The sequence below is a fragment of the Salirhabdus sp. Marseille-P4669 genome, assembly GCF_900240405.1.
Taxonomy (GTDB): domain Bacteria; phylum Bacillota; class Bacilli; order Bacillales; family Alkalibacillaceae; genus OEQK01.
Genome location: NZ_OEQK01000002.1, coordinates 1 through 23516 on the forward strand (window position 1 = coordinate 1; position 23516 = coordinate 23516).

Here is a 23516-nt window from a genome sequence, read left to right on the forward strand (position 1 = left end):
GAGGTAGATAGGTCCGAGGTGGAAGCATGGTGACATGTGCAGCTGACGGATACTAATCAATCGAGGACTTAACTAAAAAAATAATCATGCGTGATTCCGATTCTTATCTAGTTTTGAAGGTGTTAAAAACTTTCAAAAAGGATGTTCTGTTAACAACGCTCACGTCTTGTGAGCAACACAGAACGACTTACATCCTGTAAGTCTAGTGGTGATGGCGAAGAGGTCACACCTGTTCCCATTCCGAACACAGAAGTTAAGCTCTTCAGCGCCGATGGTAGTTGGGGTGTTTCCCCTGCGAGAGTAGGACATCGCTAGGCAAAGATAAAGTCTCAGGTCTTTTTAGATCTGAGACTTTTTTTGTTATTTGGATATTTCCCCTAAAATTAGAAGGTTTACTTATACTACATATGACTTCTTCAAAATATACATCTGTATATATGAATAATTATATTCTGCAAGTACCGCATTCTCTCTGGTAAAAACATAAAATAATGATGAAAATAACTGAAATATGAAAATTAACGAATAAATTCTAATTATATGTTAACTATATAAGTAACTTTTAAAAGGAGGTATGTAAATGGAAGTTAAAATGAGCTCCAAAGAAGTACTTCAACAAATTAAAGAATTACGTGCAAGGGGGGAAAGTTTAAGTAAGAAACGAATTAAGAAGGAAAATCCACAATTGATGCGAAGTGCACTGCATTATTTCCCAGATTGGGATCATGCCATTGAAGAAAGTATAGCTGAATAACATAAATTGAAAATACATAATTTCGACTGCTATTCTATAGCAGTCTTTTTTAATACGTGCTATCCTGGTTATAAAATCAATTTTAAAGTTGGGAATACGATGATCAATGATTATTAGACCAGAATATAATTCCGAAGCTTATCCAATGGATATACTACTATTAGCGGATCCATCTCAAAAATTAATCGAAAAATATTTATTAAATGGACAATGTTATGTGGCTGAGCAAAATTCTATTTTTATTGGAGCATATGTGTTATTGGCAAAAACATGTAACACTATCGAAATAATGAATATTGCAATTTCTGAAAAATATCAAGGAAAGGGTATTGGGAAGAAGTTAATCAAGCATGCAGTAACTGTTTCCAAAGAGAAAGGCTTTACTAGAATTGAAATAGGTACGGGTAATTCTAGTATTGGTCAATTAGCATTATATCAAAAGTGTGGATTTCGATTCGTAGAAATAGAGAAGGACTTCTTTTTGAAAAATTATGAAGAACCTATATTCGAAAATGGTATTCCATGCTTGGATATGATTCGCCTTCGAATGCAATTATAGTATACGAATGCTTGAATGAATTGAATCGATACAAGCATTCGTTGTTTACTAAACCGTTGTACTATACTCCGCAGCACTTTTTCCAGCTACATGACCTGTAGAAAATGCAGCAGTAATATTAAAGCCTCCAGTATATCCGTGAATATCTAATACCTCGCCACAAAAGTAGAGACCTGGCATAATTTTCGAACCCATTGTATTCGGAACAATTTCTTTTAACGATACTCCTCCACCTGTGATAAATGCTTTCTCAATTGATAGTGTTCCATTGACTTGAATTGGAAAAGCTTTTAATAGCTTGGCAACGTTTCGGACATCTTGATTTGGTAAATGAGCATATGTTTGATCAAGTGGTATTCCAGCCTTCTCGAGTAAAAAGTGCAGGTAACGTTCTGGTACTATCCCTTTCCAGACAGTTTTTATTGCTCTCTTTGGGGAGTCTTTAGCAAGTTTCATAAGCTTTTGGAAAACCTGCTCTTCATTTTCATTTGGAAAGCTATCAATCGTAACAGTGACTTCCTTTGTCTTGAACTTTTTCAATGCTTTTACAACGAATTGACTTAACCGAAGTGCCGCAGGTCCGGATATTCCTTGATGCGTAAATATGATATCCCAACGGTGGGACTTAATTGTTTTTCCTTTAGGATTAAGCACGGAAATAACGATATCCCGCAGAGATAAACCTTGTAAAACACGTTCTTTAATAAAAGGCTCTTTAGAAGTAAGAGGTACTTCGGTTGGATATAAATCTGTAACGGTATGGCCAGCTTTTTTAGCCCAAGCATAGCCATCTCCAGTACTACCAGTTTGAGGAACAGATTTACCTCCGACTGCAATAATAACAGTCCTAGCGATAATATTTTCCCCGGTATTTAGGGTAACAGTATGAGTAGAATCTCCGTAGTGAATCGTTTTAACTGGGCTATCCTTCTTCGTCGTAACATTAAGCTTGTCCAATTGATTTAAAAGGACTTGAACAACTTCTTTGGCCGAATTGCTTACAGGAAACATCCTTCCTTTATCCTCTTCCTTTAATGCAACACCTAATGATTCAAAAAATTGTATAATGCTTTGGTTGTTAAAAATAGAAAATGCACTATATAAAAAACGTCCATTACCGGGAATATGATCTATTAGTTCCTCATCAGGAAGAACATTTGTTACATTGCAACGACCTCCACCTGATATTGCAAGCTTACGTCCTAGTTTATTACCTTTATCAATTAGTATACAATTTGCACCGTTTTGACTTGCTGTAATGGCTGCCATTAAGCCAGATGGTCCTCCGCCAATGATCGCTACATCATAAATCAAAATATCAAATCCTCTCACTATGTAATAATATTAATGTTGTTATAGATAAATAATGTTAAAATAGAAACATTAAAATGAAAATTAAAAGCAAGGTGAACTCTTACAATGTCAAATATTATCCGTGGTACTATGCTTTTAACTGGTGCTAATTATTTATCAAAACTGCTAGGAATTATCTATTTAATTCCGTTTGAAGCTTTAGTTGGTTATAATGCAATAGCTTTATATACTTTCGCATATACACCTTACTCTATTTTAATTAGTATTTCCACAATGGGGATACCACTTGCAATGAGTAAGTTTGTTTCAAAACATAATACCATGGGAGATTATCGTGCTGGTCGTGTCATGCTGAAATCAGCAATGAAGGTAATGGTACTAACTGGTTTCATCGCTTTTTTAATACTCTTTTTTGGGGCGGAATCCATCGCAAAATTAAGTATAGCAGATTATGATTTAAATAATTCGGTTGAAGATGCAGCCTTTGTAATAAAAATGGTGAGTTTTGCCTTACTTATACTTCCTACCATGAGTATTTTAAGAGGATTTTTCCAAGGTTATGGCTCCATGGGGCCAACCGCTATATCCGTTGTAATGGAACAAATTGTTCGAATAGTTTTCTTGCTTGGAAGTGTATTTATTATTATTAAAATAATGGATGGATCCACACTTAGTGCGGTAGGAATTGCAACCTTTGCAGCCTTTGTTGGCGCAGTTGGATCTTTACTAGTATTAGCTTTTTATTGGAAATCACGCAAGGCATACTTAGATGTAGAATTACAAAAACAAACGGTAAAAAAGAGACATACAAAAAAACAGATGTATCGGGAATTGTTAAGCTATGCTGGACCATTTGTATTAGTTGGAATTGCAACTCCCTTATATCAGTTAATTGATCAATTTACGATTATCAGAGCAATGGGTAATATCGGGCTAAAAGACATTAGTGAACTTGTATATGCTGTAATCGTATCCTTAGGACATAAACTGGTTATCATTCCAGTAACAATTGCAACAGGACTATCTCTCGCACTATTACCAGTAATTACGAAATCTTTTACGGAAAATAAAAGAGAGGTTTATATACACCAAATTAATTTATCTTTACAAACGGTGATGTTAATCATTATCCCAGCAGCAGTTGGGTTATCGATACTAGGGACGGAAGCATATGCTAGTTTTTATGGTGTAGATGAAGACTTAGCCATTGCTGGACCACTGCTAAGCTGGTATGCACCTGTTGCCCTATTCTTTGGATTGTTCACGGTATCAGCATCCATTTTACAGGGTTTAAATCGACAAAACTTTGCATTAATTAGTTTAGGAATCGGCATATTGATTAAAGTTATTTGTAATATTCCATTTATCTATCTCTTTGAAGGAAAAGGTGCTATTTTCGCAACAGGCTTAGCTGTTTTAACAGCATCTATCCTAAATATTTGGCAAATCCAAAAAACAACAAATATGTCGTTAAAACCGCTATATAAACGAACTTTACTTGTTTTAATTTTTACAGTCATTATGACAATTGTTGTATTTATAGTAAAAGGCATTCTGAATGGTCTCATTTTTGATGAACCATCACGATTGCAATCCATTGTGGTTGTGATAGTGTCTGCAGGAATTGGCGGATATTTATATTTATGGCTAAGCTATAAGTCTACATTAATGGAACATGTATTAGGGAATAAAGCTCGAGTATTAAGTAAGTTCTTCCCATAGGAGTGATATTCATTGCGTCTTGATAAATTATTAGCAAATAGCGGATATGGCAGCCGAACGGATGTAAAGAAAATGTTAAAAACTGGTGCGGTTGAAGTGAACGGCCAAGTAAAGAAAGATGGTAAATTACAGATAGATCCAGTAAACGATCAAATATATGTTCTTGGAGAATATGTAGAATATAGAGAAAATATATATATTATGATGAATAAGCCAAAAGGTGTCATCTCTGCTACAGAGGATTTACGGGAAAAATGTGTTGTAGACTTGTTGGATGATTCGTTAAGGCGTTTTGAGCCTTTTCCAGTTGGTAGACTAGATAAAGATACAGTTGGCCTACTTATTTTGACAAACGATGGAAAGCTTGCCCATGAGCTCCTTGCACCAAAGAAAAAGGTAGCAAAGCGGTATTGGGCAAAGATTGAAGGTCTGGTTAATGAGGAAGATGTTCGTGCCTTTGAGAAAGGTGTCGTCTTGGATGATGGATACGTAACAAAGCCAGCACAGTTATCCATTATAAGTGGAGATTCTGTTTCTGAAATTGAGGTAACCATAGTTGAAGGGAAATTTCATCAAGTGAAGCGAATGTTTCAAGCTGTCGGCAAAAGGGTTTTGGAATTGAAGCGAATTCAAATGGGAGCTCTGTCGTTGGATGAACAGTTAAAGTTAGGGGAATATCGTGAGTTAACGAATGAAGAATTAACATTACTTCAATCTCAGAAGTAGGGACGCGGTGCAAAAAAAGAACCTCGGAAAAAAGGTGACCGGGGTTTTTCTATACCATTTAATACTATTTCTCTATGAAATTTTTACTTTTTTACCTGTTGTCGTCCAATGTCCACGACTCGGACTAGAAACAAGTCCATTATACTCCAAAACATGTAAATCCCTTTGAACTGTTCGGTCTGTGATCCCAAACTCCTCTGCTATGTCTGTAGTCGTTACTGTCCCTTTTTCTTTAATGTACAAATAGACAGCCTTCACCCTATCTAGCATTCTGGAGGTTGAACGATTCAAAAAACCACTCCTTAAGGAAATTTTGGTTTTCAATGGTGTTATGAAACTTTGAAGATAGTATCCTTTGTTATATTATTATACCAAAAAATATTTTTTTTTCGTATTTTTTGAAAAAATTTTTTAATCATTTTTATGTAAGGGGGTAGACAATGTTATTTTTTCGGCAGATTATCGTGAAAATAATAAAAGTAAACACCATATTTTTAATAGCTATTAGTTGGTTTGTCATTCTTTTATGCACCATCCTCATTGTACATTTAGATCCCACATCATTTTCCAACTACTTTGAAGGATTTTGGTGGGTAATGACTACAGTTACAACAGTAGGATATGGTGATTTTTCGCCAGTTACAACAGCTGGGAGAATTTTAGCCATTTTTCTTTATATCGTAGGGATTGGTTTAATTGGTGTTGTAATTGGAAAAGTAGTGGATGCGTTCTCATTATTCCGAAAGAAACAAGAGGAGGGGAAAATTGTGTATAAAGGAAGCAAGCATTATATACTTATTGGATGGTCTAAAAAGGCACAATATGCATTAAAGGAAATGATGGCAAGTGATGGGGAAGTTGACATTATTATTATTGATCAATTAGAAAAAGCTCCGATGTTAACGGATCATGTATTTTATATTAGTGGCGAACCGACTACAGAAGATACATTAAATCGTGCAAATATTCGTGAAGCGAAGGCGGTACTCATTTTTGCTGATGATTCAATCGGAGACAATCAATTAGTAGATGGTAAAACATTTTTAATTGCGTCTACGGTTGAAGCTTTAGCACCACATGTACATACAGTTGTGGAAATTATGGAAGAGAATCATATTAAAAACTTTAAACATATAAACGTAGATGAGTTTATTTTCTCCCATGAAACCATCTCTTCTCTAGCTGTTCGGACTGCATTTACGGAAGGGGTTTCTAGTCTATTCAGTCAACTTCTAAATCGGGACTTTGGGGATGATTTGTATCAAATACCAAGGAAGAAGGAATGGAATACATATAGTGATGCTTTTCATGCCTTATTAAAAGAAGGGGCGACATTGATAGCAGATGGGCGCAATTTAGGTATTAATCGTATGCTTTCTGACAAAATTAAAGATGATGCAAGACTTTTTGTAATTTGTGATGAAGCTACCTATGAAAGACTAATAAAATAGGATGAATTTTCCTAGGAACAGTCATAGAGAAAGGATGAAACAGATGAGCTCATTACCACACTACTTTTTTGGCATTTCTGTTGCAGAACATATACAGTCTTGGTTGTCTAATTGGCAAGATGAGCTACGAGGACAAGTAGCATATAAGACGTGGACAAACCCTAAGGACTTACATATAACGTTAAAGTTTTTAGGAGCTACCCCTAGTGAAAAAATCGAAGCTCTTTCCTCGCATCTCTATGTAAAAGAATATGTACCTTTTCAGCTAGAAATTGGTGATTTGGGCTTTTTTGGAAAACGGACTCAGCCCCGTGTAATGTGGGCAGAAGTGAAAAAAACAGACACATTACAGATGTTATATAATATAATTGAGGAAACGGCTTTTCAGCATTCCTTTTCAAAAGAGAATCGGCCGTATACACCACATATAACATTGGCAAAAAAATGGTCAGATGATCAATTGCATATTGATCCCAACAACATGAAGGCTTTTATTCCGGAGATGAATAAACAACGAATGCAAGTGGAACAGTTTCATTTGTATCGGATTTTTCCTTCTAGACAAGTGAAATATGAACCTGTCCATACTTTTAAATTGAAATAAAAAGAGGTGTCAGCTGTATATGGCACAGCTAATAAAACTGGAAGATTACATATCAAGATATGAACAAGATTTCTTTCATTACCCTGGTCAATTTCTTCGCATGAAAAAAGAAAGTTGGATTTCCTTAAAGAATAAATGGGAAAAACAGCAATACCAATTACTTGAAAATGAATTACAAAACGAAGATAAAGCAGAAAGTCAAGAAGCGAAAAAAAAGTCATGGAAGCTTTTTAGTCGAAAAAAAGAGGAGACTAATGACTTTTTTCCTGATGTAGACGATGTACCGCTTTTACCAAAAAATAAAGAGGACTTGAAGCAGTACTTTTTAGATTATTTATACCCGTTTCAAATAAAATGGGCTTCTAGTACAATATCTCAATCGTCCTTTGTAGATAAAGGATATCAATTTGATCCTCTATTAAAATATTTATTGCAGCGGTTTCCTGATACGTTTTTTGTTTTATATTTTCCTGTTTTCCAATTGAAAAATGCTGTAGTGGAAGGGAATATTATAATTATTACACCAGTAGAAATCCTTTGTCTATCCATTTTAGAGGAAAGTAAGAATACTACATTTATTGCAAATGAGGGTAGAACATGGTATTTGGAGAAGGATGATATTCAGAAAAAAACAATAAGCCCGATGATTAGTTTACGAAGAACAGAAAATATTGTGAAAAGTATCTTAAAAAAATATGACATCTCGATACCTACTTATAAAGTAGTATTGGCGAAAAATAATAAGATAGAGTTTCATTCTGAGCCATTTCATACAAACTATATAGATGAAACGCAGTATGAAGGTTGGTTTCAAAGGTTACGGAAGCTTTCCTCTCCATTAAAACATGACCAATTAAAAGCTGGGGAAGCCTTGTTGAAACATTGTCAAACAACAGCTGTAAGAAGACCTGAATGGGAGATGGAAGAGGATGAGGATTGGGGTAAATTCTCACAATAAGAGATATTTATCACTAGCAGAAAAGAGTATAACTTAAAAAAACAAGTATACACGTTGTGCTAAACGTTATATGCCCCGTTAACTTGCCGTAATCCTCTTTCATTAAAGGAGAATACATATGTATATTTTAATCGTTAACCCTGAAGCCGGTGGTGGTAAGGGTAGAAAAGTCTATGAATCTTTGAAAAAGGAAATCCTTTTTAAGGAGAAAAAATGTCGAACGTTTTTTACGGAATATGAAGGCCATGCTACAAAAATTGCAGCACAAGTGACACATATATATGAAGACAAAGTAGAGGCGATTATAGTAGTAGGTGGAGACGGTACAGTACATGAGGTAATGAACGGCTTAATTTCTCAACCTAATGTAAGAGTTGCAGTAATTCCAGCAGGTTCAGGAAATGACTTTGTACGAGCATGTAATGTAAAAAAGAAGAGTGTTGACTTATTTAGACAAATTTTACGAGGTCCTTCTTGGAATTCCTATTGGATGGGAAAGGTGCATAAAAAGCAGGAGGGAAAGAACGTAGATTTTCTTTTTGCCAATAGCATTGGGTTTGGTTTTGACGGAGAGGTTGCGAAAAAAGCTAGCACCTCAAAAGGTAGGAAATGGATTCAGATTCTTCATTTAAGCTCTATTCGTTATGTTATTGCTTTAATTCAAGTTCTTTTTACCTTTCGACCAAAAAGAATGGAGCTAATACTAGATGGGGAGCGGATAGAATTTTCGAACGCATGGATGGCAACCATTACAAATCATCCATATTTTGGCGGTGGCATGAAGATCGTTCCTCAGGCTAAAATGAGTAAAGAATACTTATATATTTTTATTGTGGATGATATTTCGAAATGGAAACTATTGTTTTTGTTTTTTACTGTGTTTTTCGGGAAGCATGTAAAATTTAAAGAGGTATCCATTTACAAGGCGAAAAGAATTGAGATTCAAGTGAAAAAAGGTGTCGATTATCAAGCAGATGGTCAAACTGGTCATGGTTATCAATGGATAATCGAGAAGGACCATCGAGAGCGAACTGTACAACGGTATTAAAATATCTGTGTTATTCTTATAAAAAATTTGTTAGAACGTGTAAAAAAACCTATCTTTTTGTACCATAATTGCGTTATAATATAAAATACGTCAATCAGGGGATAAAGTGAAGGTGAAGACTTTTGATACAAGGTTTAGGTAATGAGTGGACAATAACACCAGCTGGAGGTTCAACTGGTGACGCATATTCCGCACAACATAATGAAAAGAGATTATTCTTAAAGCGCAACTCTTCTCCTTTTATAGCTGTATTATCTGCAGAAGGTATTGTTCCCAAGCTAGTTTGGACAAAGCGACTAGAAAATGGAGATGTCATTACAGCACAAAAATGGTTGGAAGGTAGAGCGCTAACAGCTAGAGAAATGAAACTGGAGCGTGTAGCACACTTATTAAGTAAAATTCACCATTCAACAGAATTATTAGATTTATTTATGCGTATGGGAAAAAAGCCCCTAGAACCGGAAACTATTTTCATACAGTTAAAAAATAAATATCAAAATAATAGTGAGTTTGCGAATATTGATTATCATAAAGCTTTAAAGTTTTTAAATAAATATATGCATGCCGTTCTCGGTCAACGAAAAGTAGTTTGCCACTGTGACGTAAACCATAATAACTGGATGCTAGGTACAGACGATCATCTTTATTTAATAGATTGGGATAATGCAGTGATTTCAGATCCAGCTGCAGACATTGGAATGATATTACATTTATATATTCCGATATCAGAATGGGACAACTGGTTAGAAACATACGGTATAAAGAAAGACGAACAGTTAATGACTAGAATTTATTGGTATGTGTTGGCTCAAGCTTTACATTTTATTTATTGGCATACCGAAAGAAAAGAAGAAAAACAACTATTATTCTGGCAAAAAATACTTCATGAAACATTAAATCATACTGCAATTATTTATTAATTATTATTACTTTCTCGTATTTCCCTTTTGTCAATCAAAAGGGAAATTTTTATGTAAAACAGAAAAAATGTTAGGATAAAAAAGAATGAGGTACTAGGAGGTATATAATATGCGAATGCGTAACAAGCCTTGGGCTGATGATTATATTAGGGATAATAGTGATATAGTTCCCAAAAATGCAAGCTCCTATAAAGGAGAATGGAAGAAATTATTTGCAAATGCACAACCACTTCATGTGGAAATAGGTACTGGTAAAGGACAATTCATTGCTGGAATGGGTAAGCAGCATCCAGAATATAACTTTGTCGGATTAGAACTCGCCAAAAGTGTCATTGTGACTGCAATTGAAAAAGTAAAAACTGCAGAAGTTGAAAATATAAGGCTAGTAAATGCAGATGCTCAAAATATAACTGAGCTTTTTGCTGAAAATGAGGTAGACAAATTATATTTGAATTTCTCAGATCCTTGGCCAAAAAATCGACATGAAAAAAGAAGATTGACGTATAAAACATTTTTAGAACAATATAAACAAATTTTAGTCCCAAACGGTGAAATCGTATTAAAAACAGATAATCAGCACTTATTTGAGTATTCCGTTGTAAGCTTTTCCAAATTTGGAATGGAACTACAAGAAGTTACATTAGATTTGCATGCTATGGAAGACCCATTGAATGTAATGACAGAATATGAAGAGAAGTTTTCTGGGAAAGGGCAACCTATTTACAGATGTCGGGCGCAATTTAAATAATTCATGTGGACAGGTAGTTACGAGCTGTAGCTACTTGTCTTTTTTTAATCCTGAAAATCTTCAGTTAAATATCCTTGTAAGCGTTTTAATTATGTTAAAATATAAAATGGAAGGGAGGAATGAATTATGGAAACGTTACAAATAGGTCGTGCAAAATTAACTTGGCTAAATGGTGGTGTGACGCATCTCGATGGTGGAGCAATGTTTGGTGTCGTTCCAAAGCCGCTATGGAGTCGAAAGTATCCAGTAAATGAAAAAAACCAAATAGAACTAAGAACGGACCCCATATTAGTACAAGTGGATGGAAAAAACTTTTTAGTAGATTCTGGAATTGGCCTTCAAAAATTATCCGATAAACAAAAACGAAATTTTGGTGTCTTAGAAGAATCTAAAATCCTTCAATCCTTAACCACACTACAATTAGACTTCAACGATATTGATGGACTGTTAATGACACATTTGCATTTTGACCATGCATGTGGTTTAACAAAGCTAGAAAATGATGGATTCCAACCTACTTTTCCAAACGCAACCATTTACACAACCAAAGTAGAATGGGAGGAAATGCGAAAGCCTAATTCCCGTTCGAAAAATACATATTGGGAAGAAAATTGGAAACCAATTCAGGATAAAGTCAGAACGTTTGATGTGGAATATGAAATCGTCCCTGGCTTGAAGATGATCCATACCGGTGGTCATAGTGATGGCCATGCTATTGTATTATTTGAGGACGGTGAAGATTCCTTTCTTCATATGGGGGATATCATGCCAACGAATGCTCATCAAAATCCATTATGGGTATTAGCATATGATGATTTTCCTGTTACTTCGGTAAAAAAGAAAGAAAAATGGATTGCATATGGGATGAAAAGGAAAGCATGGTTTACTTTTTACCATGATGCTTATTATCGTGCGATACAATTTAATGAACAAGGGGAACGTATCAATCAATTGGACCGGGTGAGATACGAATATAAATAGGAGGGTACTGATTAATCAGTACCCTTTCCTACTAAATTCTAGAAACATCCACAATCGTCCCTGTTTTGGCATCAACATAAAACTCATATTGTACCGGTTTTTCTTCAATTTGCCGTGTTATCCCACCATAATAGACCTTATAATCGATGTTTTCTTTTGAAAGTGTTTGTGGCTTCATATATATCCAAGAGCCACTAATTGGTCCTTTTGCTCTAAATTTTTCCTTAGCAATTTTAAGTGCTTTTTCTGGGGTGATCCATTCTTTTTTTACGGCTCTTCCAACAAAAAATCCGGCAACAGCACCAACTGCTGTCCCAACTGCAACTTTACTCCAGCGCATTTTTTATCACTCCAATAACTATTCCTAATAACCCTTTTCTATCTTTAGTATAACGAATCTGCAAAATTTTAGAAATTAAAAAATGGAAATACATGCTTTATTCCGATAAAATAATAGTATATCTAATAAAATGGAGCTGATACATAATGCAAAAAGAAACATTAGAATTGTTTCGTACGTTAACGGAGCTACCAGGTGCTCCTGGGAACGAACATGCTGTACGAGCTTTTATGAAACAAGAATTAGAGAAATATTCTGATGAAATAATCCAAGATCGACTTGGAGGAGTGTTCGGTGTTCGCCATGGTGAAGGTCCGAAAGTGATGGTAGCAGGTCACATGGATGAAGTAGGATTTATGGTTACACAAATAACGAAAAACGGTATGATACGTTTTCAAACATTAGGTGGTTGGTGGAGTCAAGTATTATTAGCTCAACGTGTGCAAATCATTACTGACAATGGTCCAATAGTAGGGGTTATTGGTTCGATTCCTCCACATAATTTAACTCAAGAGCAACGCCAAAAACCGATGGATATTAAAAATATGTTAATTGATATTGGAGCGGATGACAAAGAAGATGCAGAAAGAATTGGAATAAAACCGGGACAAACTATTTTACCAATCACACCGTTTACTCCAATGGCAAACGATAAAAAGATTTTAGCGAAAGCATGGGATAATCGGTATGGCTGTGGACTTTCAATTGAGTTATTAAAGGAAGTAAAAGATGAAAAACTGCCAAACCAATTATTCTCTGGTGCTACGGTACAAGAAGAAGTAGGTTTAAGAGGTGCCAAAACAGCTGCTAATATGATTCAGCCAGATATTTTCTATGCTCTAGACGCCTCCCCTGCAAATGACATGGCTGGAGACGATAAAGAATTTGGGCAACTTGGAAAAGGGGCGTTGCTTCGTATTTATGACCGTTCCATGATAACCCATCGCGGAATAAGAGAATTTATCCTAGATACTGCAGAGTCAAATAATATTCCTTACCAATACTTTATTTCCCAAGGTGGAACGGATGCAGGAAGTGTTCATTTGTCTAACAATGGTGTTCCATCAGCTGTAATCGGAATTTGCTCTCGCTACATCCATACACATGCAGCTATGATACATGTGGATGATTACGCAGCGGCAAAAGAATTGCTAGTAAAATTAGTGAAAACGACGGATCAAAATGCTGTTGATCAAATAAGAAAAAATGGATAAAAGCGAACCTCCACCTAACGTGGAGGTTTTCCTATACTTAGTGAATGAGGTGTTGGAATGAAAATCATCGTGGGTTCCAAAAATCCAGCTAAAGTAAATGCAGTTAAAGATGTTTTTTCGGATGTAGAAGTGAAAGGTCTTGCTGTACCATCTAATGTATCTGCTCAACCTTATTCGGATGAAGAAACGTTGACTGGAGCTATCAACCGAGCGAAAGCATGTGCCAATAGCGAGGCACATACAATCGGTATTGGTCTAGAAGGGGGAGTTATGATAATAGACAATACCCTCTATGTTTGTAATTGGGGAGCATTAGTGGATGAAAAAGGTAATATTTATAAAGCGAGTGGGGCACGAATTCCATTGCCAGATAAATTTCGAGATGAACTTTCTCAAGGTAAAGAGCTTGGGGATATAATGGATGATTATACAAAATCAAAGGGGATTCGTAAAAAAGAAGGTGCTGTAGGAGTCTTTACAAATCAGCATGTCGATCGTATGTCGATGTTTTCGCATGTTGTCCTTTTACTAAAGGGACAGTATGAATTTAATAGAGCTTCTATGTAAAGATTAAAAATGGTCACTAACACATAGTGACCATTTTTCTATTATTCAAATATGTAAGCTAGTACTTCCATCGCTTGATCAACGGATTCTACGGTAACGTTTGCGCGATTGGATAGCTCTTTTAGTGGATGGATTAAGCTTTCTGGTCGAATTAAAATTAACGGTTTGTTATAAGCATAAGCCATGCTTGCATCCATTGCTGTATTCCATTGCTTATACTGCTCTCCGAATAAGGCAATGACTAAATCAGCTTTTTGCATCAAGACTTGAGTTCTCAAGTTATTTATGTTTGATGCGGTATGGTCTTTATACAATTTGTTCGGTTGCTCGCCTGAAATGAATTCGCCAATATTGTCGGAACGTTCATGGTTTTCCTGTGGCCCAACAAAAGTTAAAGGAAGTCCTTTTTCTTTTGCTTTAACTTTAATTTGCTCCCTCCAGTCCGTATGAATTTCCCCGGCTAAGTAAATTGTTAAATTCATTACAATCCCTCCTTCATTACTTATATACTATCATCTATTCTCATTTTCCTCTTGTCAAATTATAAATCAATAGTATTATAAAATAAGGAGTATGCGAAAAAATACCTATAATGGTGAAATTTGCAATATAGTATAAAAATATATAAAGTAAATGTATTAGAAAAGATCGGGTGGTGTCTAAATTGAAGATAAAAAGTGGACAGCGATACGTGTATGGATTCCTTTGCTTATCCTTTATCCTACTATTAAGTGGTTGTTTCCAATCGGAAGAAAAAGCGTTAGAGGATGCGAAAGAATCTGCAGAGGAAGCATTTACAGCAGAGGCTAAGGAAGTAAATCAAACGATTGATCAAATTTCATTGTATTTAGAAGAAGAGATGGAAATCAACGGAAGTTCCAATAATAATGTCTTTTTAGAGAAAAACGGTCAAGATTACTTATTATTTTATAATCAGTTTGAGGATGAAAGCAGTAAACACTTGTATGAAAGCATTAAACAACGACCAGACCCATTGTTATTAGAATCCTTTCAACAAGATAATAAGTTCGGTTATATTGCAATTTTCCCACATGCTGAAGAAGAGTACGAGCTACAAGTAGGTGTTGGTGCGGTAAAAAAGGTTACCACGATTGTAGGGCTTGATGAATTAGAAACAGAAGCACATGATCTAATGGAAATGCTGCAATCGATTGTCGTGAATAAATAACGTTATTATTGAATTTTATGACGGGTATATGTTCGTGTTTGATAATAATTCCTAGCACTTCCTTTTCGGTTGTTGAAAAATTTTTACCACTTAATAAAAACGCAAAAAGAAAATCCAAATCAACACATATGATGTGTCATGATTTGGATTTTTCTTTGACTACGTTTTATTCTTTTTCTTTGATCTCGTTCATTTCCTCTTCCTCTTCATCATTCTCTTCGTTCCATTCCTTATCACTTACATCTACATCAGATTCTGATTGATTATTAATTTCCATATCATGCTCTATGGATTCAGGTTCATTAGCTACTGCTTCTTCTGATTCCTCTTCCGCAAATACTATATTCTCATCAATCTTAAACTCGCTTACTTCCGTTTCTAATTCTTGAGAGATGGCATGTAAACTTTGAGCAGCACTGTTAAGTTGAACAATCGATTCTGTTTGGTGTTCACTTGATGCAGCTACTTCTTCTGCAGTTGCAACAGACTCCTCTGAAATTACACTTATTTCATGAATCTTTTGTTTCAGAGTCTCATTAGCAGATGTAATGTTAACTACAGAAGCATTTACTCCCTCCATCATATCATTCATGTCATAGACTTGTTTTGAAATACTCGAAAAAGTATGTTTTGTCTCTTCAACAGAGTTTGCTTGCTCTTTTTCATATACATCAAATTTCTCTGCCTCAATAGATAAGGAATTCATTTGTTTCGTCATACTCGAAATTAATTTATAAATTTCTTCTGCTTCTTGTTTTGAACGTTCTGCTAGCTTACGAACTTCATCCGCTACTACTGCAAAGCCTCTTCCATTTTCACCAGCTCTTGCAGATTCAATTGCTGCATTTAATGCGAGCAAGTTTGTATTATCGGCAATTTCCTGAATAGTAGATACAATCTTATTGATTTTTTTGGATTGCTGAGATGCTTCCTTCACCTCAGATGATAAATGATTGGCTAATTTTATAAAGGATTCTGATGTATTCTCTAGTACTTTTATCTTTTCAATCCCTTGCTGACTGTCTGTTTCGGCCTTTTTCAAAGCAGTTAAGATTTCAAGACCAGCAGATTTTGTCTTCTCAATCGCAGCGTCAACTTGACTAATTAGGTTGGTGCTTTCTTCAATTTGGCTCGCTTGTTCCTGTGCACCGACTGCTACTTGATTAATAGCTATACTGATTTCATTCGTTTGTAATGATGTGTTTTGGGAAATTTCTGTTAAATTACCAGAGGATTCTCCAAGAACCTTAGAAGCGTTGAGCACCTTTACTAAAGAATTATGCATTTTTTCAGCCATTCGATTAAAGGAAGATGCCAATTCAGCCATTTCATCCTTTCCTTTAATTTCTACACGGTAAGCTAAATCTCCATTACCCATAATTTCTGCTCCATTTTTTAAGGTTTGAATGGACTTTAAGATAGAGCGATTTAATAACAAGCCAGTAACAACTAAAACGATAAGTGCTAATACGCCGATTACAATAAGCAAGCTGGAAATCATTCCTTGTGTTTCTTCTTGTTCATTTAACAATTCCTGCTTTAATGATTGAACGGTCGCATTTACATCTTTGATTTGGGTTTGTACATTTTGAGAGATTGTTGAAAACTGATTAATATTTTTCGTAGTTTGATCTAAGTTACTTCTAATATCTAATAACGTCATTTTATAGTTTAATAGGTTTTCATTTATGGTGTTTGCTTGCTCCGGATCTATGGAAGGATCCTCTAAAACCTCTTTAAAGCTCCAAAATGTCTCATCAAAGGATTCGAAATAAGAAGGAACACCATTTTCTACGTATTGACTTTCATTCACTCGCATTTCTAATAACATGGTCATCAATTGTGCATGATTAGTTGCCTGCACTAATGTGTACGTTTCACTATAAATATCATTCAATTCTTTTCGTTTACCTTCGTTTGCATTGTATCCAACTTTGTTATGCATGTTGGTAACAATCTCTACTTCTCCTTTATACGTTAAGGCGTTATTTGCGATAGATTGGAAGGTTTCTGCAATATCACTGTATTCATCATGCTCGGCTGCATAGGTTTTTGCATTGGTTTGAACAGATTGAATGGAATTCATTAATACATCCGCCTGTTCAGGAGATGGATTATGTAGAAATTTTTCTTCTTCGTACCTGGTTGTTAGCATTTGTTCATTAATGGTTTCACTATCGGTTATAATAACATCAATCTCTTGCATTTCTGAGGTCATCTTAACTTGTTGGTGAAAGAAATAAATAGAAAATAAAATAACAACAATTAAACTGATAATGGATAAGGATAATATAAAGCCTATTTTTCCTTTTATTGTTTTCACTAGTTTGCCTCCTGTATAGTAATACTTTTACGAATTTTGTAGAAAATTGTTACAATTAATTATAAGGAAAATTTACACACTTTACAATTACATTACAAAAATTGTTTTCTATAATTGCAAAATATTGGCTCTCCTGAAGTCGATTTGATACTATAGAAGAGTGTTAGACAAGGAGGATGATCGCATGCATACATTACAATCAGAAGAACAATTACAAACTGAATATAATAAAGGGAATGTAATCTTACTATTTTCAGCTAATTGGTGTGGGGATTGTCGATTTATTGATCCGTTCATGCCAGAAGTAGAAGAAAAATATAAGGATAGCTTCACCTTTGTAAAAGTAGACCGAGATCAATTTATTGATGTCTGTATATCGTATGACGTATTTGGTATTCCGAGTTTTATTGCTATACAAGATGGGGAAGTAGTCGATCGTTTTGTTAGTAAAGATCGTAAAACACAAGAAGAAATAGAAAGCTTCTTAGATGGAGTACAAACGAAAGTTTCGGCTTAAAAAGGTATACCAGGTATCTAAGTACCTGGTATTTTTTTGCACGCAATACGACATATTTTGACAGAATTCGGGTGGTGCCAGGCACCCCAAACCAGCGCTCCTTTTTCTCTTGGTGAATATTATGCTAAAATATAGGTTGGTTTATCCTTCCATACATAAGGAGGAAAAGAATATGAAAATGACAAGCCTGAAGATGAAGAAGATTTTAGAAGAAAAGCTAGCAAATTCTGAATGGACTACCTCTTTTAACAGAGATAAAGATACATTTCGTGTAGAGTGGAAAGATACAAAAGTAGGAATTGATATTTCCCTACCTGGTATTATTGCTAAGTGGGAGCGTCGGAAAGATGTTGCTATTGACGAGTTAGTGGAGCATCTAACAGAATCATTAACAATTATGAACGAAAAGCAGGATCTAGTAGGGAAAGAGAAGGATATTTACCCAGTCATTCGGTCCACATCCTTTCCAACGGAGGCTAAAAGTGGGAAAAAGCTAATCTATAGTGACCATACAGCAGAAACAAGAATTTATTATGCTTTAGACTTGGGTAAATCGTATCGTTTAATTGATGAAGAGATGCTTGAGGTTGAGGATTGGTCCTTGGAACGGGTAAAGGAAGTTGCACAATTTAATTTACGATCATTACCTGTTACATATAAGGAAGACCAAGTAGCAGGGAATACATTTTACTTTATTGCAACAAATGATGGTTATGATGCAAGTAGAATTTTAAATGAAGCCTTCCTGGAAGAAATGGCTGGTAAGGCAGTTGGAGAGCTAGCGGTCGCAGTACCTCATCAAGATGTGTTTATACTAGTAGATGTTGTCAATCCAACAGGGTATGACGTACTAGCTCAAATCACAATGCAATTTTTTACAGAAGGCAGGATTCCAATAACGTCTCTCTCCTTCTTATATGAAAATAAAAAATTAGAGCCAGTTTTTATCCTTGCAAAGAATCGAAAAAAAGAGGAATAAGGGAAAGGGGTTTGTTGTATGAATGTTTTTTATAATCGTGAAGGTATCGGTGATGTGTTAATTATTCCTATTAAAGAAGGAAAAACATATTCTATCGAATCTGAGAGGCATGGAGATGTAGTTGAGATTCATCATGCTCAATCAAAAGAGCTTTATGGCTTCAATATATTTAATGCTTCTAACTATTTTGATTTGGATGAAGCCAATCAAATGGAGCTAACAGCGGAACTATTAAGCAAAATCAATAACGTTTTAAAAGATAATGGTGTGGAGACACCGCTGGAAGTAGACCTAACACCAAAATTTGTAGTTGGTTATGTAAAAGAGAAAGAAGCACATGAAAATGCGGATAAACTAAGCGTTTGTAAGGTTGACGTTGGGGATGAAGAATTACAAATCGTATGTGGAGCACCTAATGTAGAGAAAGGACAAAAAGTAGTTGTCGCTAAAGTAGGTGCTACAATGCCTAGTGGTATGGTCATAAAAGAGGCTGAACTACGTGGTGTACCTTCGTATGGGATGATATGTTCTGCTAAAGAATTAGATTTACCAGACGCGCCGAAAGAGAAGGGTATTCTAGTACTATCAGATGATTATAAGGTAGGTTCCGTTTTTGAATTTTAATTCATCATATGATGAAAAGGGAATCGATTAATCAAAAGAAAATCGAAAAAGTTAATGGAAGGTTTCCTTTTTTATAGGATGCTAGTACTCATTCCTTATAGGATATGTATTGGCATCCTATTGATTTTTATTGATTTTCAAATCATAATGAAAATAATAGATTGTCGAATATTAGTTTTTTGAAAAGAGTGAATGGAATGATCGAGTGGTTTAAAAAATGGTATAAAAAAACGTTTCTTGAAGAAGAAGAATACTCGGAGAAAGCAAGGATGCAATTTCGTGAGCAGGATACAACGAAAAGTCGTCCTATTCAAGCGCGTATTTCTTATCAATATCCGCAAAAAGATAATGTGCCGTTATTCTATAACCGACCAGAAATGAAAACAAGAAGGGTTGAAAGGAAGACCTCTCAACCTACTAGAAATGTAACTACAAATGTCATAAAGGAAGAAATGCCTAAACGTGAAGATAAGGGACAACAAGTATCTAAACGTGCTTTTCAGCGGACAGATGTCCCTTCGCCTATATATGGTTTTGGTGCACGAAATGATGCTCATAAAGAGGAAGTATCGAATACACCTGCATACATAAGAAAACGAAATAGTGATTTAAACAGTCCGAGGGAGCAAACGGGTGAAGACCCCATATCAACAGACTATAATATTCCAAATGTAATACCATTTGATGCGAATATAAAAAGGGAAAGAAGTAGAAAAAGACGAACCATGGAGGATGCTTATTTTCAAGGGCTGACAAGCGATGAAGTACAAAAAGAAGAGATCAACTTTACCGATGTGAAAACGCGAATGGATCGCCATGAAGAGAAGCAATATACCCCTTTAGAGAAAACGAAGGAAGAAGAAGATAAAGGCTTCATTAATCAAGAGGAAGATACAGAAGCTATAAATAGAGTCGAACAAGAAGAAAAACATGAACATATAGAAGTATTTGAAGATATTGTTCTGCACGAAGAATCAATGAAAATGGATACAGACGAAAAGGTCGAAATAACGGACACTGTAAATGCCATGGAACAAGAGGAAAAAGTAGGGCATGAAAATATGGTTGAACAAGAACGGTCTTTAGAAGAAGCCGAGGAAAAGTCAGAACTAAAACAGCAAGTAACAAGTTCAGCACAGACTACGCTTAACCAGAATCATAGTAGTAAAGCTTCTGTTCCATTTAATGTCATGATGACAACAGAGGATAAAGAGCGGTTACAAGAAAAAAAGGGTTCAGCCATACGAACCATCAATACAATACCTCCATTACATTTATTAGATGATATACCAGTAAAAGATGATGGAAATGAGCATTGGATACAAGAGCAAATGCGCAGATTAGCTACAACATTAAAGGAATTTAATGTCCGAGCTAAAGTGTTAAAAGCAGTTAAAGGACCTGCTGTGACTAGGTTTGAAGTACAGCCAGATGTAGGTGTGAAGGTAAGTAAAATTGTAAATTTAGCTGATGATATTAAACTAAACCTAGCGGCAAAGGATATTCGAATTGAAGCACCTATACCAGGTAAAAATGCCATTGGTATTGAAGTGCCGAACCAGTCAAGACAAACAGTGAGTATGCTTGAATTGCTTAAAAGTCAGGCTTTTAAGGAGCATCGCTCGAATTTATCGGTTGCCCTTGGATTAGATATTGAGGGAACGCCTATCGTAGTTGATTTGAAAAAGATGCCACATGGCCTTATTGCTGGAGCAACTGGCTCTGGAAAAAGTGTAAGCATCAACACCATTTTAGTAAGTTTACTGTATAAAGCTTCACCGGATGATGTGAAATTTTTATTAATAGACCCTAAAATGGTAGAACTTACACCATATAATCATTTGCCACATCTTGTTGCTCCTGTTATTACAGATGTAAAAGCTGCAACAAATGCCTTAAAGTGGGCGGTTGAGGAGATGGAGCATCGTTACGAAGCCTTTGCACGTGAAGGCGTGCGTGATATCGACCGATATAATGAAAAAGTAAAGGCTAATGTGATAAATGGTGAAAAAATGCCTTACATCGTTATTATTATAGATGAATTAGCAGATTTGATGATGGTATCCCCACATGATGTAGAGGATGCAATTTGTAGAATTGCACAAAAAGCACGCGCTTGTGGTATTCACTTACTATTAGCGACACAACGCCCATCTGTAGACGTTATTACCGGATTAATAAAAGCAAACATACCTACTAGAATGGCATTTAGTGTTTCTTCACAAGTGGATTCTCGTACCATTATTGATACGAATGGTGCTGATAAGCTTTTAGGACAAGGAGATATGCTTCTATTAGAAAATGGGGTACGTAAAGTAAAACGTATCCAAGGTGCCTATGTTTCGGATCAAGAAATAGAAAGAATTACGGGCTATGTGAAAAAACAAGCGGAACCGAATTATTTATTTGAGCAAGAGGATTTAATTCAAAATGTAAGCTTTGATGAAGAAGAAGACGATTTATTGCAGGAAGCAGTTCATCTAATCATAGAGGAAAAAAAAGCTAGTACGTCATTACTACAAAGAAGATTTAGTATTGGCTACAATCGTGCCGCACGACTGATTGACCGAATGGAAGCAAAGGGATTCATTTCAGAGCAAAATGGCAGTAAGCCTCGTGAGGTTTTATTAGATAAAGAACAAGTTAAAAATGTATTCGAATAAGCAGATTTCTAAGTATTGCTTATAACATTAAAATCCTTGTAAAAACTAAAAAAAATAACATATTGAGTACTTTGTTTAGATACTAAAGAGTAGCAAATAACTTTATATCTCATGTAAACGTGTTAAAATAATGTAAAGCTGTGAAAACGTTTATGCATAAACGAAAAAATTTATAAGAGGTATTCAAAATGAAAGAATTAGAATTAAAGCTTTCAGGAGAAATTAAACGACTTACAAATAAAACATTCAAGTTTGATGAGCGTATCCGAGAAGGTTGGTTTTCGGCAGTATATTTTTTGAAAACTCGAGAAATTGTCGAAAAGGAGAAGCCAGATAACATTGTTACCATGCAGTTTTTCCAAAAGAAGAATGCTGTATTATGTGGTACGGATGAAGTAATTGCACTTATTCATACCTTTGCAAAGCATCCAGAAAAACTTGAAATTCATTCTTTAAAGGATGGAGACAAAATTACACCATTTGAAACGGTACTAACGATTAAAGGTCCATATCAATACTTTGGATATTTAGAAGGAATCATTGATGGAATATTAGCTAGAAGAACATCTGTTGCTACAAATGTCTACCATGTAGTAAAAGCGGCACGTGCTTCAGGAAAGCAAAAGCCAGTCATTTTCATGGGAGACCGGGATGACCATTATACCCAACAAGCAGGGGATGGTTATGCTGCATACATCGGTGGGTCCACTGCGCAAGCAACACATGCTATGAATGAATGGTGGGGCAAAGAAGGTATGGGAACAATGCCTCATGCATTAATTCAAATTTTTAATGGCGATGTTGTGGAAGCAACAAAGGCGTATTATAAAACCTTTCCGAATGATGACCTTATGGCATTAGTTGATTATAATAATGATGTCATTACAGATTCATTAAAGGTAGCAAGAGCCTTTGGAGATAAACTAAGTGCCGTTCGTCTTGATACATCCAGAACACTCGTAGATCAGTATTTTTTCCGCAATCCACATTTAATGGGAAGCTTTGACCCTAGGGGAGTGAATCCAGAGCTTCTATTTGCTTTAAGGAGAGCGCTGGATGAAGAAGGATTTGAACATGTCAAAATATGTGCAACAGGAGGATTTACAGAAGATCGCATACGTAAATTTGAAGAATTAAAGGTTCCTGTTGATATGTATGGGGTAGGAAGTAGTTTATTAAAGGTAAACATCGGATTTACTGGAGACAATGTTATGTTAAACGGCGAACCGCAAGCTAAAGAAGGACGTAGGTTACGACCAAATCCGAGATTAGAAAAAGTGGAATTTGAATAAAGAAATACCCTTGCTATCCTAGC

The 23516-nt window shown here is 35.4% G+C and carries 24 protein-coding genes and 1 rRNA gene; 20 read left to right on the forward strand and 5 right to left on the reverse strand.

The window, feature by feature from the left end; all coding sequences use genetic code 11:
• Window positions 1-201 precede the first annotated feature (201 nt).
• The 3 genes from rrf (at window position 202) to C1A05_RS03040 (ending at window position 1313) form a co-directional block, all read left to right on the forward strand.
• A 5S ribosomal RNA gene (gene rrf / locus C1A05_RS03035) occupies window positions 202-317 on the forward strand.
• A 263-nt stretch (window positions 318-580) separates the two neighbouring features.
• Window positions 581-754 carry a hypothetical protein gene (locus tag C1A05_RS18150; protein WP_200816470.1) on the forward strand — a complete coding sequence of 58 codons (174 nt, stop codon included), beginning with the start codon at window positions 581-583 and terminating at the stop codon, window positions 752-754.
• Window positions 755-860: 106 nt separating this feature from the next.
• Window positions 861-1313 (forward strand): GNAT family N-acetyltransferase, encoded by a 453-nt coding sequence (locus C1A05_RS03040; RefSeq protein WP_102026723.1) that lies wholly within the window; start codon window positions 861-863, stop codon window positions 1311-1313.
• A 48-nt stretch (window positions 1314-1361) separates the two neighbouring features.
• Here the strand turns inward: C1A05_RS03040 and C1A05_RS03045 are convergent, their stop codons facing one another.
• Window positions 1362-2627 (reverse strand): NAD(P)/FAD-dependent oxidoreductase, encoded by a 1266-nt coding sequence (locus C1A05_RS03045; RefSeq protein ID WP_102026724.1) that lies wholly within the window; start codon window positions 2625-2627, stop codon window positions 1362-1364.
• A gap of 105 nt (window positions 2628-2732) precedes the next feature.
• On the opposite strand from C1A05_RS03045, the gene C1A05_RS03050 reads away from it, so the two are divergent.
• Window positions 2733-4349 carry a putative polysaccharide biosynthesis protein gene (locus tag C1A05_RS03050; protein WP_102026725.1) on the forward strand — a complete coding sequence of 539 codons (1617 nt, stop codon included), beginning with the start codon at window positions 2733-2735 and terminating at the stop codon, window positions 4347-4349.
• 12 nt (window positions 4350-4361) lie between these two features.
• A complete protein-coding gene (locus tag C1A05_RS03055; RefSeq protein WP_102026726.1) occupies window positions 4362-5075 on the forward strand; it encodes a pseudouridine synthase in 714 nt (237 codons plus the stop codon).
• A gap of 72 nt (window positions 5076-5147) precedes the next feature.
• On the opposite strand, the gene C1A05_RS03060 is transcribed toward C1A05_RS03055, so the two are convergent.
• Window positions 5148-5366 (reverse strand): HTH domain-containing protein, encoded by a 219-nt coding sequence (locus C1A05_RS03060; RefSeq protein ID WP_102026727.1) that lies wholly within the window; start codon window positions 5364-5366, stop codon window positions 5148-5150.
• 149 nt (window positions 5367-5515) lie between these two features.
• Here C1A05_RS03060 and C1A05_RS03065 point away from each other — a divergent pair, with 149 nt between their 5' ends.
• The 7 genes from C1A05_RS03065 to C1A05_RS03095 all read left to right on the forward strand — a co-directional run bounded on the left by C1A05_RS03065 (window position 5516) and on the right by C1A05_RS03095 (window position 11785).
• Entirely contained in the window at window positions 5516-6526 is a 1011-nt protein-coding gene (locus tag C1A05_RS03065; protein ID WP_102026728.1) for a potassium channel family protein, read from the forward strand.
• 43 nt (window positions 6527-6569) lie between these two features.
• Window positions 6570-7130 (forward strand): RNA 2',3'-cyclic phosphodiesterase, encoded by a 561-nt coding sequence (thpR, locus tag C1A05_RS03070; RefSeq protein ID WP_159461983.1) that lies wholly within the window; start codon window positions 6570-6572, stop codon window positions 7128-7130.
• Window positions 7131-7149: 19 nt separating this feature from the next.
• Entirely contained in the window at window positions 7150-8088 is a 939-nt protein-coding gene (locus C1A05_RS03075) for an NERD domain-containing protein (protein ID WP_102026730.1), read from the forward strand.
• Between the two features lie 118 nt (window positions 8089-8206).
• On the forward strand, window positions 8207-9136 hold the full coding sequence (locus C1A05_RS03080; RefSeq protein WP_102026731.1) for a diacylglycerol/lipid kinase family protein: 930 nt from the start codon (window positions 8207-8209) through the stop codon (window positions 9134-9136).
• 122 nt (window positions 9137-9258) lie between these two features.
• Window positions 9259-10056, forward strand: coding sequence for a phosphotransferase family protein (locus C1A05_RS03085; RefSeq protein WP_102026732.1), 798 nt, complete (start codon window positions 9259-9261; stop codon window positions 10054-10056).
• Between the two features lie 109 nt (window positions 10057-10165).
• Window positions 10166-10804, forward strand: a complete 639-nt coding sequence (gene trmB / locus C1A05_RS03090; protein ID WP_102026733.1) for a tRNA (guanosine(46)-N7)-methyltransferase TrmB — start codon at window positions 10166-10168, stop codon at window positions 10802-10804.
• A 126-nt stretch (window positions 10805-10930) separates the two neighbouring features.
• Window positions 10931-11785, forward strand: coding sequence for a YtnP family quorum-quenching lactonase (locus C1A05_RS03095; RefSeq protein ID WP_102026734.1), 855 nt, complete (start codon window positions 10931-10933; stop codon window positions 11783-11785).
• 31 nt (window positions 11786-11816) lie between these two features.
• On the opposite strand, the gene C1A05_RS03100 is transcribed toward C1A05_RS03095, so the two are convergent.
• Window positions 11817-12125, reverse strand: a complete 309-nt coding sequence (locus tag C1A05_RS03100) for a PepSY domain-containing protein (protein ID WP_102026735.1) — start codon at window positions 12123-12125, stop codon at window positions 11817-11819.
• A 146-nt stretch (window positions 12126-12271) separates the two neighbouring features.
• Between C1A05_RS03100 and C1A05_RS03105 the strand changes: the two genes are divergently transcribed.
• Window positions 12272-13339 (forward strand): M42 family metallopeptidase, encoded by a 1068-nt coding sequence (locus C1A05_RS03105; RefSeq protein WP_102026736.1) that lies wholly within the window; start codon window positions 12272-12274, stop codon window positions 13337-13339.
• A gap of 57 nt (window positions 13340-13396) precedes the next feature.
• Window positions 13397-13906 (forward strand): DUF84 family protein, encoded by a 510-nt coding sequence (locus C1A05_RS03110; RefSeq protein WP_102026737.1) that lies wholly within the window; start codon window positions 13397-13399, stop codon window positions 13904-13906.
• Window positions 13907-13947: 41 nt separating this feature from the next.
• On the opposite strand, the gene C1A05_RS03115 is transcribed toward C1A05_RS03110, so the two are convergent.
• Window positions 13948-14388, reverse strand: coding sequence for a YtoQ family protein (locus tag C1A05_RS03115; RefSeq protein ID WP_102026738.1), 441 nt, complete (start codon window positions 14386-14388; stop codon window positions 13948-13950).
• Window positions 14389-14570: 182 nt separating this feature from the next.
• Here C1A05_RS03115 and C1A05_RS03120 point away from each other — a divergent pair, with 182 nt between their 5' ends.
• Window positions 14571-15095, forward strand: a complete 525-nt coding sequence (locus tag C1A05_RS03120) for a hypothetical protein (protein ID WP_102026739.1) — start codon at window positions 14571-14573, stop codon at window positions 15093-15095.
• A gap of 166 nt (window positions 15096-15261) precedes the next feature.
• Here the strand turns inward: C1A05_RS03120 and C1A05_RS17960 are convergent, their stop codons facing one another.
• A complete protein-coding gene (locus tag C1A05_RS17960; protein ID WP_102026740.1) occupies window positions 15262-17418 on the reverse strand; it encodes a methyl-accepting chemotaxis protein in 2157 nt (718 codons plus the stop codon).
• 184 nt (window positions 17419-17602) lie between these two features.
• Here C1A05_RS17960 and C1A05_RS03130 point away from each other — a divergent pair, with 184 nt between their 5' ends.
• The 5 genes from C1A05_RS03130 (at window position 17603) to C1A05_RS03150 (ending at window position 23493) form a co-directional block, all read left to right on the forward strand.
• The gene (locus tag C1A05_RS03130; RefSeq protein WP_102026741.1) at window positions 17603-17935 is read left to right on the forward strand and encodes a thioredoxin family protein; all 333 of its coding nucleotides are present in this window, start codon (window positions 17603-17605) and stop codon (window positions 17933-17935) included.
• A 172-nt stretch (window positions 17936-18107) separates the two neighbouring features.
• On the forward strand, window positions 18108-18914 hold the full coding sequence (locus C1A05_RS03135) for a DUF1444 domain-containing protein (RefSeq protein ID WP_102026742.1): 807 nt from the start codon (window positions 18108-18110) through the stop codon (window positions 18912-18914).
• A gap of 18 nt (window positions 18915-18932) precedes the next feature.
• A complete protein-coding gene (gene ytpR / locus C1A05_RS03140; protein ID WP_102026743.1) occupies window positions 18933-19538 on the forward strand; it encodes a YtpR family tRNA-binding protein in 606 nt (201 codons plus the stop codon).
• Window positions 19539-19735: 197 nt separating this feature from the next.
• The gene (locus C1A05_RS03145; RefSeq protein WP_234998314.1) at window positions 19736-22201 is read left to right on the forward strand and encodes a DNA translocase FtsK; all 2466 of its coding nucleotides are present in this window, start codon (window positions 19736-19738) and stop codon (window positions 22199-22201) included.
• Between the two features lie 188 nt (window positions 22202-22389).
• Window positions 22390-23493 carry a nicotinate phosphoribosyltransferase gene (locus tag C1A05_RS03150; RefSeq protein WP_102026744.1) on the forward strand — a complete coding sequence of 368 codons (1104 nt, stop codon included), beginning with the start codon at window positions 22390-22392 and terminating at the stop codon, window positions 23491-23493.
• Window positions 23494-23516 lie beyond the last annotated feature (23 nt).